Here is a 16,310-nt window from a genome sequence, read left to right as displayed (position 1 = left end):
CCGGCATGGCGGCGTTCACAGGGCGCACCGTCTGGGTCACCGGCGCCAACCAGGGCATCGGCCGCGCGGTGGCCGACCTCTTCCATGCCGAGGGCGCCACGGTCGTCGCCTTCGACCGGCGCTGGGACGCGGAGGCGCCCTACCGCGCCGTGACGCTCGACATCGCCGACGCGGACGCCGTCTCCGGTGCCTGCCGCGCGCTGTCCGCCGAAGGGGTCGCGATCGACGTGTTGGCCAACGTCGCCGGCATCCTGCGCATGGGGCCGGTGGAGGCGATGACGGACGCCGATTGGCACGACACCTTCGCCGTCAACGTCGCCGGTCCCTTCCACATGATGCGGGCGCTGGTGCCGGCCTTCAAGCGCGGGCGCGGCGGCGCCATCGTCAGCGTGTCGTCGAACGCCGCCCATGTGCCGCGCATGGGCATGGCCGCCTATGGCGCGTCGAAGGCGGCGCTGACCAGCCTGACCATGACGGTTGGGCTTGAGCTGGCGCCCTATGGCGTGCGCTGCAACGTCGTCTCCCCCGGCTCCACCGACACCGCCATGCAGAGGGCGCTGTGGGACGGGCCGGACGGGGCGGCAGCCACCGTCCGCGGCGACCCCGGCCGCTACAAGCTGGGCATCCCGCTCGGGAAGATCGCCAGCCCGCGGGACATCGCCGGGATCGTCGTCTTCCTCGCCTCGCCCGCCGCCGGCCACGTCACCATGGCCGACCTGCTGGTGGACGGCGGCGCCACGCTGGGGCGGTAGCACCCCGGCAGCATTCCAGGACGCAGGACCCACCCGATGACCAACGACCATTACGTCAACCCCTTCGACGACGAGCGCCACGACTTCCTGGTGCTGGTGAACGCTGCCGGCCAGTTCAGCTTGTGGCCGGGCTTCGCCGCGGTTCCCGCGGGCTGGGACCCGGTCTTCGGCCCCGCCGGCCGTGCCGCCTGCCTCGACCGCATCGAGGCGGACTGGAGCGGCCCCACCACCGCTGCCGCCGCCTGACGGCACCGACATCCGACGCGAGGACAGGGCCATGCGCATCGTCCCCCTGCTGGGCACGCAACTGGGAATCTGGCTGGCGGATCAGGTCGCGGCCCGCAAGAACGCCTACGTCATCGCCCACGCGGTCGAACTGAACGGCGCCATCGACGCCGACCGGCTGGTGCGGGCGGTCCGCGACGGGCTGGCGGAGGCCGACACCGTGACCGCCCGCTTCGCCGAACGGGATGGGCGGGTCGTCCAGATCCTGGGCGATCCCGGCAACACGGTTCCCGAGCCGGAGCGCATCGACCTCGCCGGTGTCGCCGATCCGGAGGCCGCGGCACGCGCCGTCATGGCCGGGGATCTGGCCGCCGACCTGCCGGTCGACGGCGACCGCCCGCTGTGCCGCCAGATCCTGTTCGACATTGCCGGTGCGGACGGCGCGCCGCGCTGGATCTGGTACCAGCGCTACCACCACATCATGCTGGACGGCTACAGCTTCAACGCGCTGACCCGCCGCGTCGCCGCGCTCTACTCCGCGGCGGTTCGCGGTCTGGCCCCCGCCCCCTGCCCCTTCGTCCCCGTCGCCGCGGTGGTGGCGGAGGAGGCGGCCTATCTCGCCTCCGACGCGCCGGCCGCCGACCGTGCCTATTGGAGCGGGCTGTGCGGCGACTTCCCAGCCCCGCTGACCCTCTCCCTCCACGGCGCCAAGCCGACCGAGCAGCAGGCGACGTCGGAGGTGGTGGCGCACGCCTGCGACCTTCCGCCGGCGCTTGCCGACCGTCTGGTCTGGCAGGCGCGGGCCGCGGGCGTTGCCGTCGCCGATCTGGTGGCGGCTGGCATCGCCGTCTATCTGCATCGGCTGTCCGGCGACCCGCGGCCGGTGGTGGGCTTCCCCTTCATGCGGCGGATGGGTTCGGCCGCCGCGCACGCGCTGGCCCCGGTGGTGACTGTGCTGCCGCTGCGCATCGACCTCGGCGAGGCGCGGACATTGGCCGACGCCGCGGGCCGGGTGCGGGCGGCCGTGAAGGAGGCGCGGCGCCACCAACGCTACGACGCCGAGCGCATCCCGCGCGACCTGGGGCAGGTCGGGTCGGGCAAGGCGCTCTATGGTCCGGTGATCAATTACCGGATGTTCGATTACGACCTCGACTTCGCCGGGGTGCCGGCGATCACCCACCATCTGGCGACCGGGCCGGTCGATGACTTCGAATTCGGGCTGCTGACGCGCGGCGGCGGCGTCACCCTGGAACTGCGCGCCGACCGCAGCCGCTACGACGCGGCCGAAACAGCCCGCCACGCCCGTCGCCTGATCCGCCTGCTGGACGCCGCGACCGGCGGCTGCCCGCTCGACCGCCTGCCGGTGATGGACGAGGACGAGGAGGCGGCCATCGCCGTCTGGTCCGCCGGCCCGGCCTTCGCAACCCCGGAGCACCCCGCAACCTTGATCGAGGTGCTGGACCGGCAGGCGGCGGAGACGCCGGACGCGACCGCGCTGGTCTTCGCCGACCCCACGGCCGGCGACCGGCGGCTGACATTCCGCGAGCTGTCGGGCGCTTCGGCCCGGCTGGCGCGGCTGCTGATCGGCCGCGGCGTCGGTCCCGGCGACGTGGTGGCGGTGGCGGTTCCGCGCTCGGCCGACGCGGTCATCGCCATGCTGGCGGTGCTGACGAGCGGTGCCACCCATCTGCCGCTCGACCTCGACCACCCCGCCGAACGCCTCGCCATGATGTGCGAGGACGCGCGGCCCCGCTGCGTCCTGACCTGGGGCACGGTCGAGGGGCGGCTCCCCGCCGGGCTGGAGGCGCTGTGCCTGGACGACGCCGATCTGCTGGCGGCCTGCGCCGCCCTGTCCGGTGCCACCGTCGCGGCGGCGGAGCGGACGGCGCCGCTGACCCCGGCCCACACCGCCACCATCATCTTCACCTCCGGCTCCACCGGGCGGCCTAAGGGGGTGATGAACACCCACGGCGCCCTGCTGAACCTGCTGCTGGCCCACAGCGCCACCGTCTACGGCCCGGCGCTGGAGAGCTTCCGGCGGCGCCAGGGTGGCCGTGCGCTGAGGGCGGCGCACACCCATTCCTTCGCCTTCGACAGCTCCTGGCTCCAGATTTTCTGGATGCTGCTGGGGCAGGAGCTGCACGTCTTCGACGAGGAGACGCGGCGCGACGCCCGCGCCCTGGTGGAGGAGCTGCGCGCCCGCCGCCTCGACGCGCTGGACCTGCCGCCGTCCTTCTGCGCGCAGACGCTGGCCTGCGGCCTGATGGAGCCGGGCCACCACCACCCGACGCTGGTCCTGATCGGCGGGGAGGCCGCCTCCCCCGCCTTGTGGACTCACCTGCGCGCCCACCCCGGCCTGATGGCGGTCAACCTCTACGGCCCGACCGAGAACACGGTGGACACGCTGCGGGCGCCTGTCGACCGGTCGGAACGGCCGGTGGTCGGGCGGCCGGTCGGCAATGTGCGCGTGCATGTCCTGGACGCCCGGCTGCGGCCGGTCCCGGTGGGCGTTGTCGGCGAGCTCTACATCGGCGGCGCCGGTCTGGCGGCCGGCTATGTGGGGCGGGCAGGTCTGACGGCGCAACGCTTCGTCGCCGATCCCTTCGGCAGTGGCGGGCGGCTCTACCGCACGGGTGATCTGGTGCGCTGGGCCGGCGACGGTCTGGTCGATTTCATCGGCCGTGCCGACCATCAGGTCAAGGTCCGCGGCTACCGCATCGAAATCCCGGAGGTGGAGGCCGCCCTGCAACGGCTGCCCGGCGTCACCGGCGCGCTGGTGGTGGCGGAAGCGGTGAACGACAGCCACCGGCTGGTCGGCTACTGCACCCTGTCCGGCCCGCCCGCGGCGAACGCCGGGATTGCGGCCCGTGGCCTGCTCCAAGCCCTGCGCGCGCGGCTGCCCGATTACATGGTGCCGTCGGCGCTGGTGCTGCTGGACGCCTTCCCGCTGACCGTCAACGGCAAGGTGGACCGCGCCCGCCTGCCCGCCCCCACCGCCGAGACCGGCGGCGCCCTCCCCGCCACCGCGGAGGAGGCGCTGCTGTGCCGGGCGATGGCGAAGGTGCTGGGGCTGGAGACGGTGGGGGCCGACGCCGATTTCTTCGCGCTGGGCGGCGACAGCATCAGCGCCATCGCGCTGGGCAGCGAGCTGCGCGCGCACGGCTTCGAGCTGCGTCCGCGCGACGTGTTCGCCGGGCGCGACCCGCGTGGCATGGCACCGGCCCTGCGAGTTCTGATGGTGGCACGCCGTTCCATCCTGGCGGCGACCCCGTCGGCCGATCTGGCGGCGCTGGCGTCCCGGCATGGGCCGGTGGCCGCAGCGGTGCCATTGCTGCCGCTGCAGAAGGGCATGCTGTTCCAGGCGCAGCTCGGCGGGCGCGCCAGCGCCTACAACGCCTTCACCGCGCTCGACCTCGACGGTCCTCTGGACTCGGAACGCCTGTGCCGCGCCTTCGACGCGGTGCTGCGCCGCCACCCGCAGCTTGCCGGGCTGTTCGACCATGACGGCAACGGCGACCCGCTGCTGGTCATTCCCGCCCTGCCGCCGGGCGGCGGTCCGCTCTGGCCTTTCGAGCGGCACGACCTGTCCGGGCTGGAGCCGGAGGCGGCGGCAGCGGAACTCGCCCGCATCGAGGCGGCGACGGCGGAGCGCGCCAACCCGACCGACCGGTTCCTGGGGCTGGTGAAGGCCGTGCTGGTGCGCACCACCACCGACCGCCACCGGCTGCTGATCGCCATCCATCATCTGGTGGTGGACGGCTGGTCGACGCCGCTGGTCCTGCGCGACCTGCTGACCGCCTATGGCCGCGACGGTGCCTCCCTGCCGCCCCCGCCCGTGGGTTACCCGGAGGTGGTGGGCGCCCTGCTCGCGCGCGACACCGCGGCCAGCCGGGCCGCCTGGACCGACGCGCTGGCAGGCGCCATCCCGACCGTGCTGTTCGACGCCGCAAAATCCGGCAGCGATGCGGCGATGGAGGAAGCGGTGCTGACCCTGCCGGCGGCGCTGACCGATGCGCTGCTGGCCCGGCTGCGCGGCGACGGGCTGACGCTCAACGCGCTGATGCAGGCCGTGTGGGCGCTGGTGCTGGGTAATATGGCGGGCCGTGACGACGTGCTGTTCGGCACCCCGGTGTCCGGCCGCTCCGGCGCGGTGGTGGGGCTCGCGGAGCAGGTCGGGCTGTTCCTCAACACCCTGCCGGTGCGTGTCGCCCTCGATCCGGCCCGGCCGCTGTGGGTGCAGGTGCCGGCCATTCAGGACCGCCACATCGGGCTGATGGAGCATGACGGGCTCGGCCTGTCCGACCTGCAGGCGCTGGCCGGGGGTGGTGCCCTGTTCGACACGCTGCTGGTGGTGGAGAACTACCCGGACAGCGGCCTCGACGCCATCGACTCCGGCGGCCTAAGGGTGGCCGGCGTCCACAACCGCGGCTACAGCCATTACCCGCTGGCCCTGCTGGTGCTGCCGGGACGCGAGCTGACGTTGCTGGTGGAGAACCGCGGCGCGGTGCCCGACGCGCGGGCGCTGGCGGAGCGGGTGCGCGGTCTGCTGGAGGCGTTGGTCCAGCTTCCCGACACGCCGGTCGCCGCCCTGCCCTTGCTGACCGATGGTGAGCAACGGCACCTCGCCGCGGTCAACGACACCGCACGGAGGATTCCGGGCGAGACCCTGCGCGGCCTGCTGGCCGCCCAGGCGCAGCGCAGCCCGGACGCCGTGGCGCTGGTGGACGGGCGCGAACGCCTGAGCTTCTGCCAGGTGCGGCGGCGGGTGGCGCATCTGGCGGGGCGGCTGCGCGCCATGGGCGTGCGCACCGGCGACGTGGTGGCCGTGGGGCTGCCGCGCTCCGCCTCGCTCAGCCTGTCGATCCTGGCGGTGATCGAGGCGGGGGCCGCCTATCTGCCGCTCGATCTCGGCTACCCGGCGGAGCGTCTGGGCCTCATGCTGTCCGACGCCCGCCCGCGGGTGCTGATGACCGACGCCGCCTCCCGCCCGCTGTTCGGCGACGCGGTTCCGGTGCTGGCGGTCGATGGGGAGGCGGACGCGGAGGCGGAGCCGGTGGCGCCCGACGACGGTCTGTCGCCGGGGCATGCGGCCTATGTCATCTACACCAGCGGCACCACCGGGCGGCCCAAGGGGGTGGCGGTGTCGCACGGCGCGATCGTCAACCGAATCCTGTGGATGCAGAACGAGTATCCGCTCGATGCCGGCGACGCCATCCTGCAGAAGACGCCCTGCGGGTTCGACGTGTCGGTGTGGGAGTTCTTCTGGTCCTATATGGTGGGTGCCCGGCTGGTGATGGCGCCGCCCGAGGCGCACCGCGACCCGGCCGCGCTGGTGCGGCTGATCGAGGAGCACCGCATCACCACCATCCATTTCGTGCCGTCGATGCTGGCCCTCTTCACCGCCAGCGTGGTCGAGGCGCACGGCCCGGATCAGCCCGTCTGCACCAGCCTGACCCGCGTCTTCTGCAGTGGGGAGGCGCTGGGGCGGAGCCTGTCGCGCGCCTTCGCCGCCCGTTTCGGCGCAGAGCTTCACAACCTCTACGGCCCGACCGAGGCTGCGGTCGACGTGACCTACTGCCCGGCCGCGGGCGAGCGGATCGAGGGCGACGGCGGCGTTCCCATCGGGCTGCCGGTGTGGAACACGCAGCTGCGCATCCTTGACCACGCGCTCCGCCCGGTGCCGCCGGGGGCGGTGGGGGAGCTGTACCTGTGCGGCGACCAGCTGGCACTCGGCTATCTCGGTCGCCCCGGCCTGACCGCCACGCGCTTCGTCGCCGACCCGTTCGACCGCGGCCGGCGCATGTACCGCACCGGCGACCTCGCCCGCTGGCTGCCGGACGGTGCCGTCGAGTATCTCGGCCGCACCGACCATCAGGTGAAGATCCGCGGCCAGCGGATCGAGCCGGGGGAGATCGAGAGCGCCATCGCCGCCCTGCCCGGCGTGGCGCAGGCGGTGGTCAACGCCGTGGCACTGGGCGGGGACCGGCCGAGCGCAGGCGCCACGGAGACCGGGATGGATCGGCGCCAGCTCGTCGCCTGGATCGTTCCCGCCGCGGGCCACGGCGTCGATGGGGCCGCCATCCGCGCAGCCCTCGCCGAAACGCTGCCGCCGCACATGGTGCCGACCGCCTGCGTGGCGCTGGACGCGCTGCCGCTGTCGCCGAACGGCAAGCTCGACCGCAAGGCGCTGCCGCTGCCGGCCGCCGGTCCCGATGCCGGATCGGCCGGGCGCCAGCCGGCCGCGGGGCTGGAGAGCCGGCTGGCGGCCATCATGGCCGAGCTGCTGGGGTTGGAGAACGTCGGGGCCGACGAGGATTTCTTCGCCATCGGCGGCCATTCGCTGCTGGCGATGCGGCTGGCGGCGCGAATCCGCCGCGACATCGGGCGGCCGGTGTCGGTCAACCAGATCATGGTGACGCCGACCGTCGCCCGTCTCGCCGCCCATCTGACCGAGACGGAACGGCCGGACGAACCGGAGAATCTGGGCTTCGCGCCGGTCATCCGCCTGCGCGACGGGTCGGGAACGCCGCTGGTCTGCCTCTACCCCGGCTCCGGCCTGTCCTGGCAGTACAGCGTGCTGTCGCGCTATCTGGGCGGCGACCGGCCGATCATCGGCCTGCAATCGCCCCGCCCCAACGGTCCGCTGGCGCTGAGCGCCGATATGGACGAGCTGTGCGACCGCCAGCTCGCCACCCTGCGCGCGGTGCAGCCGCAGGGTCCCTACCATCTGCTGGGCTATTCGCTGGGCGGCACCGTCGCCTTCGGTCTGGCGGTGCGGCTGCGGCGGCTGGGCGAGCGGGTGGATTTCCTGGGCCTGCTCGACACTTATCCGGCGGAGGCGCACGACTGGAGCGGTCTCGGCCGCGCCGACGCCGACCGGGCGGCCGAGCGCGAGCAGGAGCAGTTCCTGAACGACGCCCTGGCCGACGTGATGGACGAGGATCTGCGGCGGGAGAAGGTGGCGATGTTCGGCCACATCTTCGGCAACTACAAGGACGCGGTGCGGCTCCTGTCGCGGACACGCACCCCGTCCTACGACGGCGCGCTGACCCTGTTCGTGGCCGAGAAGTCGCTGCCGCCGGAGATCGACCCGGAGGCAAGCTGGCGCGGCAAGGTCGGGCGGCTGTCGGTCCACCGCCTGTCCCATTGCGCGCACGAGGACATCATCGCCCCCGCCTCCCTGCGCATCGTCGGGCCGCTGCTCGACCGCGTGATCGGCGCGGCCGGGCGGTGACGGGGGGAACCGCGTGGCGCGTTGGAAACGTCTTGTCCTGGCGGGAATGGTGATCATGGGACTGAACGCGTGCGCGGGCGTGCCGGACGGCACCCCCTTGCGCCTGCATGCGCCGGTGGCCGGCACGGTCGCGGCCGAGAACCGCAGCGCCAGCCACCCGCTGAAGCTGGCGGACGGCGACTATGTGGAAGGCACGCTCGATTCCGGGCCGGAGCCGGCGGAACTGCGCCTGATCGACCGGGAGGGGCGACCGCTCCGGCTGCTGCTCGACCGTACGACGGGGCGGGAGACCTTCCGCTTCGTCGCCGACGACCGCATGGCGGCGCTGCGGGTGACGCTGCGCGCGCCCGGCGGCTACCAGCTGGCCCTGACCCGCCGCATCGCCGTCGCGGACCAGCACCCGGTCCTGCGCGGCCATCTCAGCCCCGCCATCGAGGCGCTGGCGGCGGAGCTGCAACGCGGCGGCGACACCGCGGCGTTCTGGCGGATGGCGGCGGCGCGGGGAACACCGCTGGTCGAACCGCTGGAGCCGGGGCGGGTGGTGATGACCTTCCTGGCGCGCGGTGCCCGACGCAACGTCCGCCTGCTGGGTGGCCCGACCTCGAACCATGAACGGCTGGAGCGGCTGGGCGACAGCGACGTCTGGTTCAAGAGCTTCATCGTTCCCTCATCCACCCGGCTGTCCTACCGGATCGCGCCGGATGTGCCGGACTTCCCCGGCACCTGCCGCGAATGCCGGGAGGCGATCCTGGCGCAGCTCCAGGCCGACCCGCTGAACCGCCGTCCCTGGCCGGCCGACGCGCCGGACCCCTTCAACCAGCATTCCCTGGTCGAACTGCCGGACGCCCCGCCCCAGCCGGGCATCGCCGAACCCGGCATCCCCGCACCGGAGAGCGCGGGTGCCGCGGCACCGGCCGGCCGGCTGGTCACGGAGCGGTTCACCAGCCGCATCCTGGGCAACTCGCGCGAGGTGGCGGTCTATGCGCCGCCCGGCGTCGATCCGGCGGGCGAGGGCACGGCGCTGATGCTGCTGTTCGACGGGCCGGATTACCTGGACCGCCGCGCGCCGGTGCCGGCCATGCTCGACCGGCTGACCGGCGATGGCCGCCTGCCGCCGCTGGTCGCCGTCTTCATCGCCAACCCCGACGCCGCGGCGCGGGCGCGCGAGCTGCCGGCCAACCCGGCCTTCGCGGCGATGCTCGCGGACGAGCTGCTGCCCTGGCTGGCCGCGCGCCAGGGTATCCGGCCACGGCCGGAGCGCACGGTGCTGGCCGGATCCAGCTATGGCGGGCTGGCGGCGGTGACGGCCGTGCTGGAGCGGCCGGACCGGTTCGGCAACGCGCTGTCGATGTCGGGGTCCTTCTGGTGGCACCCCGACGACGCGCCGCCCGACCGGCCGGAACACGTCGCCGGGCTGGTGGCGGCGCGCCGGCGGCTGCCCGTGCGCTTTTTCCTCAGCGCCGGCCTGTTCGAGACCGCCATCGACGGTGAGATCGGCATCCTGGAAAGCTCCCGCCATCTCCGCGACCTGCTGGAGGCGAAGGGCTACGAGGTCGCCTACCGCGACTACGCCGCCGGGCACGACCATTTCGCCTGGCGCGGCGCGCTCGGCGACGGGCTGCTGGCGCTCTTCCAGCCGAGCCGCTGAGCGGTGGAACCCGTGCTGCGCATGATCCTGGAGACCTTCGGGGCGGACGACCGCGTCGTCGTGGAGGCCTGCCGCCTGGACGCGGTGGACCCGTCGCCCGACCAGCTCCACCCCGACGAACGGCCGGCCATCCGGCAGGCGGTCGCCAAGCGCCGGCGCGAGTTCATCGCCGGGCGCCTGCTGGCGCGACGCGCCGCGGGACGGTGGGGACGGCCGGCGCTGGTGCTGCCCATGGCGGCCGACCGCGCGCCGCGATGGCCGGACAGTCTGCGGGGCAGCATCACCCATTGCGGCCAGTGGTGCGCGGCCGCCCTGTGCCGGGCGACGGACGGCATCGCCATCGGCATCGATCTGGAGGATCACCCGCGGATCGATGACAGCCTGGTGCCGATGTTCATGACCGCCCGTGAGCGCCACCGCCTGGAGGACCACCCGCAAGGCGAGCGCGCGCTGCTGACGACGCTGGTCTTCTCCGCCAAGGAGGCGGCCTTCAAGGCCCAGTACGCCGTCACACGGGCCCCGATGGATTTCCAGGATCTGGAGACGGCGGTCGATCTCGCCGCCGGGTGCTTCCGAACCACGGTCCGTTCCGGATCGCACGGGCACCCCATGGACGGGTCGGTGCTCCCCGGCCGGTTCTTCCGGACGGACGGTCTGGTCGGGACCTGCGTGCTGATCGACGACCCGGTCGTCGATCGCTGCCGAACCGCAACAGGCTGAAAGCACGCGTGTCGGCATCGAGGGCGCGCGGGATGGTGCCGGCGGCGGATCGCCCGGAAACCGTACCGGACGGTCCGCGGCCTTCGTCGTTGCGGCTGGACCCCCGATCCCCATCGGCTACACTGACAGGCCATGCAAGGCAGCCCCGCCTACGGTTGCGGCTGGACCCCCGATCCCCATCGGCTACACTGACAGGCCATGCAAGGCAGCCCCGCCTACGGTTGCGGCTGGACCCCCGATCCCCATCGGCTACACTACGCACGAAGGGCGGCCCCGTTCCCGAGACGTTGCGGCTGGACCCCCGATCCCCATCGGCTACACTGGTCGAAACCGCGGCCTCCGGCCCGGCGGCGTTGCGGCTGGACCCCCGATCCCCATCGGCTACACTGGCTGTCCCGGCAAGTCGTTGATTTTTCAGCGGCTTTCCGGGATTCCAGGGTGGTGGAAACGGGCGCGACATGGCTAAAACAGGACGTACTGCTCGGGATTCCTGCGTGATGCGGCTCGGGCGCGGCCGTCGAAGCACACCATGTTTTCGTACTGGCGGTCGGTGAAACACAAGATGTGGACCTTTCCGGTGGAGGGGACATTCTTCCCGATTCGGCCGGTCAGCGTCTCGACCTGCTCCTTGCCGCTGCAGAACCGCAGATAGACGGAAAACTGCGACATCTCGAAGCCCTGGTCGAGCAGGAACTGGCGGAACCGGGTCGCCGCCTTGCGCTCGGGCTTGGTGAGGACCGGCAGGTCGAACAGCACCATCATCCACATCATCCGGTACCCGCTCAGCATGCCCGGTCGTCCGGCGCCGGGGGTGGCCATTCCAGGGGCATGGGCGCCCACGGCCGGTCCAGCGCGGGAAGATCGAGATCGCCCTTCCCTTCCTCCAGCACGCGCGCCAGCGATCCGGCGAGGCGGATCAGCACCGTGCCGATGGGCGTCGTTCCCTGGGCGGTGAGCATGTCCAGGGACGGGACCAGCGCCAGGAACCGCTTCACCTCGCGCGTCACTCCGGTGTGGCCGGCCTCCAGCAGCCGCAGCACGGCCAGATCGATCAGCGGCCGGAACGGCTCCATTAGGTCGTCCACGAGGCACAGGGGGTTGCCGCGGTTGCTGTGGTGCAGCCCGATGGACGGGTGCAGCCCCGCCGCCGTCACGGCGCGGGCGGTCGCCGAGCGCAGGATGGCGTAGCCGTAGTTCAGCATGGCGTTGGCTCCACCGGCATCCTGGTCGCGCCGGAATTCCGCACCGAACAGGGCGGGCCAGTAACGCCGCGCCGCCTGGGCCTCCAGATTGTCGGGGTCGCCGGACCGCACGCGGCGCGCCATCTCCAGCAGGCCGCCGCCGGGCAGGCCGCGCGAGTCCAGCGCCGCCGCCTGCTGCCGGATCTTGGCGCGGACGCACGCCTGCCAGAGCCGCTTGGCGAGGGGTGCGGGAGCCTCCACCTGTGCGCGCATCCGCCTCGCCTGCACATGGTGCGAATCGACGGGCCACAGGAAGGCCGCCGGGACATGGTTGGAGCCGCACAGCACCATCACCGCCCCGCGCTCGCACAGCGCGACCAGCAGGTTGTTCGAATAGGTCAGGCCGTGCGCGTTCGCCATCACCACCGCGATGTCGTCCAGCGGCACGCGACCGATCTCGCGGCCCTCGGCCGACACCACGAGGAAGCCGCGGGACAGCGACAGATGGCGGCCGTCCTCGGCGATCTCCACCACCCGGCCGGTCATGGATCACCCTCCCGGCCACGGCTGGCCGGTCCGATGCCGACGGGGGCGCCGTGCGCATGGACCCGGACGCGGCCCAGGAGATCGACCGTCACCCGCCGCGCACCCCGCGCCCGGAGCTGATCGCACGACACCTTCACGTGGAGCGAGCGGTCGTTCTTCGCCTGATGCGGCTCGATCAGCACCACGCTGTTGGTCGAGGGCTCGAGGATGATCACCTGCATGATCCGTGATCGCCCCTGGTGATCGAGCTTCAGACAGTCGCCCTTGTGCAGCCGCATGACGAACCGCTCGCCCGCCGCCGGTGCCGGCGGTGCCGCGCGGCCGTCGGGGGTGCGGGTGCGGTGCGTGTCGAACAGGGTCGCCCAGCGCGGCACCCAGCGCCGGCCGTCGGCGCGCAGCATGATGTCCAGGTGATGCACGTCGCCGGCCAGCACCAGCTTCAGGAACCGGCCGTTGCCGTGGGCGATCGGGATCGGGCTCGATTCCTTCTTCAGGATCCGCACGCGGCGGAGGCCGGCCCAGTGCGGGTGCGCCGCGGCGTCCTCCACCGCCTTCGCGAGCTGGCCCGCGAAATCGTTGGCGTCGCGTTTGCGCAGCTCGATCCGATCCAGCAGGTAGCGGCGCAGCCGGACGTCGCGCACGCCCTCCACGTCCCCTTTGGTCAGACCGAGGATGGGTTTGCGGGCGACGAGGTTGCAGCCGTCCTCCGCCGGAGCCACGGGGCCGTAGGCGGTCTCCTTGTGGAGCGCGCCGGTGACGCCGTGCTCCGGGCGGTGGGACACGGTGATGGTGGCGGCACGGGCTTTCAGCTCTTTGCGGAAACCGGGCCAAGGATCCGCGAACTCCTTCAGCACACGGCTGATGCCCTCCGCCTGCGCGTCGGAGTCCCGCTCGGCCCTGGCCGCCTCGGTTTGCACCCGTTGCACCATGCCCTGGTCGATGCAGCCGATCACCACGGCGTCCAGCGCGTGGTGGCGATGGTCCTGCCGGTTCTTGCGGGCGGGGGCGTCACCCCCTTCGTCCGGCGGCGGACGGTCGGGGTCGAGGATCGGATCCACGCCCCAGCGCCGGCGCAGCAGCGCCGTCAGGCGGCCCGGCGACACCCGCACATCGTCGCAGATCCGCCTCAGATACTCGTGCGCCAGCCGTGACAGGTGGCGGGTGTCGTTCAGGTGGCGGGCCAGGAAGCCGCCGTCCTGCCGGAGCTTCTCCAGCGCGTCCCCGGCGAAGCGCCACCGCTTGTTCCTGGGCAGCGACTCGGCGCGGGCCAGGATCTCCGCCCATGGCAGGATGCCGCGGCTCACGTGGTCATCGGTGTGGAAGGCGTCCCACGGCGTCTGGTTCCGCTTCACCCGGTTCGCCTCGCGCAGGCAGACCAGCTTGTTGCCGGCGCTGTCGTCCAGGCTGACCGAGAAGGGCAGGATGTGGTCGATGTCCACCGCATGGGACAGCAGCAGGCGGATCCCGATGGTCTGGCCGGTGTAGGGGCAGAAATGCACGCCGTTCTGCACCTGCTCCTCCCACAGGCGCATCTTCAGCAGGTTGCGGGGGGTCGGGCGTTCGCCGACCTCCTGGATGCGCCGCTTGCGCTCCTCGTTGCGGCGCTGGTTGTCGGCCTGCCGCTTCTCCTCCCGGCGGCGGTCGAGGGCCGACTGTTTCAGGTCGCGGGCCAGCTCGATGACGATGTCCTTCGGCCGCCCGTACCGCTCCAGCACGGCGTTCACCAGATGGCGGAGCTGGTTGAGCGCGATGTGGACCGTCGGGTTGGCGAGCCGGCCGACGCGCCTCTCCTCCGGATCGTTCGGATCGCCGGTTCCGAAGGCGACATGGCGTTCCAGAACCCGGCCGTAATAGGGGAGCCGGTCGAGCAGCGCCTCGTCGGAGGAGAAGTCGGAATGGTCCTTACCCCCGCGCAGCGCCTTCACCGCCTCGTCCAGGCGGATGGGACGGACGCGGCCGCCGGCGTCCATCCGGCTTTCCGCCTCCATGACCGGCAGCAGCTCCGCCACGGCACGGCGGCCATAGGCGGCGTGGTAATCCGGCAGGGTGGTGTCCTCCGCCAGGGTCCGTGCCGCCGCGGCGTCGAGCCCCCAGCGTCCGGTCAGCGCGTCGATGGCCGCCGTCGGATCGGGTTCATCCAGCAGCAGCTCGACCACGGCGTCCTGCTCGGCCAGCGGCAACCGCCCCCAGCCGGGCCCCCACACGGCCGCGATCCGCGCCCCGGTCTCATCCCCCAGCAGCTTCGGGCGCTTGTCCGATTCCAGGGAGAAGCGCGTGCCCGGCGGCTGGTCGAGCAGGGCGCGCAGCTTGTCGAACGACAGCGCGTCCAGGATCCGGCCGGGCTTGCGGGCCGGCTTGGCCGTCCGCCCCAGCACGGTGGCGACCACCCGGTCGCGCTCGGCCATGGTCAGCGGGCGTTCGGACAGGTCGAGCGCGGTGATCCGCAGGTTGGCGAGTTCCTGAAGCAGCCGCAGCCGCTGCACCGACGGCAGCGCGCGGGGGGCGCGCTCGTCCTCCGGGTACAAGGTGCATTTGCCCACCGGCACCGGTTTCAGCGGACGCTGGTGGAAGATGCGGTCGTGTAGGGCCTGCCGGGCGGCGTCGGTCAGCAGGGCCGGGTGGTGCGGCGCCTGGGCCGACCACAGCGCCGCGAACTCCTCCTCCAGCATCCGGCGCGCGGGGTAGAAGGGATAGCCCGCGTCCTTGCCCTTTCCCGTCAGGCGGGCGCGGATCGTCTCACCGCGTTTCCGGCGCCATGCGAACCACGCGCCCAGCGTCGGCGTCGCGGCGGCCCGCATGGCCTCGTCCAGCTTCTCCACGGCGGCCTTGACCTTGCCCGCCTCCTCGTCCTTCCGCGTCGCCGTGCGGACCGGCTTGAAGCCGCGGCGCTGGTTCAGGTGGAACAGCGCGCGCCCGATCTCGAACGGCTCCAGCCGCTCCCGCAGACCGCGTTCGCGCAAGTCGTAAGGATCCGTCCCGACCTCCAGCGCCTTGCGCTCCCCCGGCGCGGCCGGCATCAGCCCGAACCGCACCAGCGCCTTCATCAGCCGGGCGCGGCGCACCAGATAGCGGTCGCGCCGGCGCCGCATCTGCCGCGCCACCCGGCGGGCCACCGCCAGCGAGGACTTGTCCTGCGGGTCCCGCCCGTCGGAGAAGATGCGCGACCCGAGCGCCCGGATCTCCCGCGGCGACCCAGCATGATCAGGCCCGTCATGACCGAGATTGAGCGCGCACCATCCGATGGAATTGGTGCCGAGATCGATGGACAACCGGTATGGCTGCACTGTGGGCCTCCGACAATCGCATTTGTTGTTTGAATCGAATTGCAGGTCGGCGCCTTGGCGCCGCCAAAATCATAACACAACCCTTGACCGCAGGATCAGACGGGCTATGATGCCTCAAGGTTGGAAATTCGATGGGGATCGGGGGTCCAGCCGTTAACATGTTCCCTTCGGGGAGCACGAAATGGGGGGCGGGCCACGGTCCGCCCCTTTTTCCATTTGATCCGCAATCCGGCCCCCGGTTTGCGAAGGCATTGCACGCGGCGAGCGCGATGGCCTATCATCCAGTGATGGCGTCGGAGGAGGGTCGCTACCCCTCCCCCTCCGCCTGCATCCTACCCGAGGAGATCGAGCAGCCGCTTGATCACGCTCAGGGCGAGGATCAGCAGGATCACCAGTTGCGAGATCATGCCTGCCTCCTCTGTGTGTATGGTGGGGCGCGAGCAACGCCCTACCATACATCTCATGTCGTGTATCATATCAGTCGGCAGGGTCAATACGAATCTGGGTGCACAACATCATTTTTTTTCTGAGCCGAAGCGTGTTAGATATCTGGCATCGCGGTGCTTAGGCTAGGCAATGTAGATAAACGTTACGTTCAACCCGAGCTGACTGACGTTCGGAAATGGTCCGCGCCAGTAGCAATGATGTTGTGTTGCGGCTGGGCTACTCCGGTCCAGCCGTTAACACGTTCCCTTCGGGGAGCACGAAATGGGGGGCGGG

The 16,310-nt window shown here is 72.0% G+C and carries 8 protein-coding genes and 2 pseudogenes; 7 read left to right on the top strand and 3 right to left on the bottom strand.

Annotation, left to right across the window (positions count from 1 at the left end; translation table 11 throughout):
* The first annotated feature begins 5 nt into the window (after nucleotides 1–5).
* The 7 genes and pseudogenes from dhbA (at nucleotide 6) to HL658_RS13910 (ending at nucleotide 10,579) form a co-directional block, all read left to right on the top strand.
* The gene (dhbA, locus tag HL658_RS13930) at nucleotides 6–752 is read left to right on the top strand and encodes a 2,3-dihydro-2,3-dihydroxybenzoate dehydrogenase (RefSeq protein WP_180282698.1); all 747 of its coding nucleotides are present in this window, start codon (nucleotides 6–8) and stop codon (nucleotides 750–752) included.
* A 36-nt stretch (nucleotides 753–788) separates the two neighbouring features.
* Entirely contained in the window at nucleotides 789–998 is a 210-nt protein-coding gene (locus HL658_RS13925; protein WP_180282697.1) for an MbtH family protein, read from the top strand.
* Between the two features lie 31 nt (nucleotides 999–1,029).
* Nucleotides 1,030–2,343: pseudogene (locus tag HL658_RS38185) on the top strand (condensation domain-containing protein); the annotation flags it as partial.
* Nucleotides 2,344–3,696, top strand: a pseudogene (locus HL658_RS38180) (amino acid adenylation domain-containing protein); the annotation flags it as partial. It lies immediately after the preceding pseudogene.
* A gap of 12 nt (nucleotides 3,697–3,708) precedes the next feature.
* Complete coding sequence (locus tag HL658_RS38175; protein WP_425485339.1) at nucleotides 3,709–8,211, top strand: amino acid adenylation domain-containing protein; 4,503 nt, start codon at nucleotides 3,709–3,711, stop codon at nucleotides 8,209–8,211.
* Nucleotides 8,212–8,266: 55 nt separating this feature from the next.
* Nucleotides 8,267–9,859, top strand: coding sequence for an alpha/beta hydrolase-fold protein (locus HL658_RS13915; RefSeq protein WP_246337603.1), 1,593 nt, complete (start codon nucleotides 8,267–8,269; stop codon nucleotides 9,857–9,859).
* A gap of 21 nt (nucleotides 9,860–9,880) precedes the next feature.
* The gene (locus HL658_RS13910) at nucleotides 9,881–10,579 is read left to right on the top strand and encodes a 4'-phosphopantetheinyl transferase family protein (RefSeq protein ID WP_246337612.1); all 699 of its coding nucleotides are present in this window, start codon (nucleotides 9,881–9,883) and stop codon (nucleotides 10,577–10,579) included.
* A 462-nt stretch (nucleotides 10,580–11,041) separates the two neighbouring features.
* On the opposite strand, the gene cas2 is transcribed toward HL658_RS13910, so the two are convergent.
* The 3 genes from cas2 to cas9 are packed head-to-tail and all read right to left on the bottom strand — an operon-like array spanning nucleotide 11,042 to nucleotide 15,575.
* Nucleotides 11,042–11,341, bottom strand: coding sequence for a CRISPR-associated endonuclease Cas2 (gene cas2, locus HL658_RS13905; RefSeq protein ID WP_246337602.1), 300 nt, complete (start codon nucleotides 11,339–11,341; stop codon nucleotides 11,042–11,044).
* 20 nt (nucleotides 11,342–11,361) lie between these two features.
* Nucleotides 11,362–12,306, bottom strand: coding sequence for a type II CRISPR-associated endonuclease Cas1 (cas1, locus tag HL658_RS13900; protein WP_180282683.1), 945 nt, complete (start codon nucleotides 12,304–12,306; stop codon nucleotides 11,362–11,364).
* A complete protein-coding gene (gene cas9 / locus HL658_RS13895) occupies nucleotides 12,303–15,575 on the bottom strand; it encodes a type II CRISPR RNA-guided endonuclease Cas9 (RefSeq protein ID WP_180287639.1) in 3,273 nt (1,090 codons plus the stop codon). The genes cas1 and cas9 overlap by 4 nt, the downstream gene beginning before the upstream one ends.
* Nucleotides 15,576–16,310: the final 735 nt, after the last annotated feature.

This window comes from Azospirillum oleiclasticum (assembly GCF_013423485.1).
GTDB classification, from domain to species: domain Bacteria; phylum Pseudomonadota; class Alphaproteobacteria; order Azospirillales; family Azospirillaceae; genus Azospirillum; species Azospirillum oleiclasticum.
Note: the sequence above shows the minus strand (reverse complement) of the source record. Positions and strands in the feature narration are given on the sequence as shown.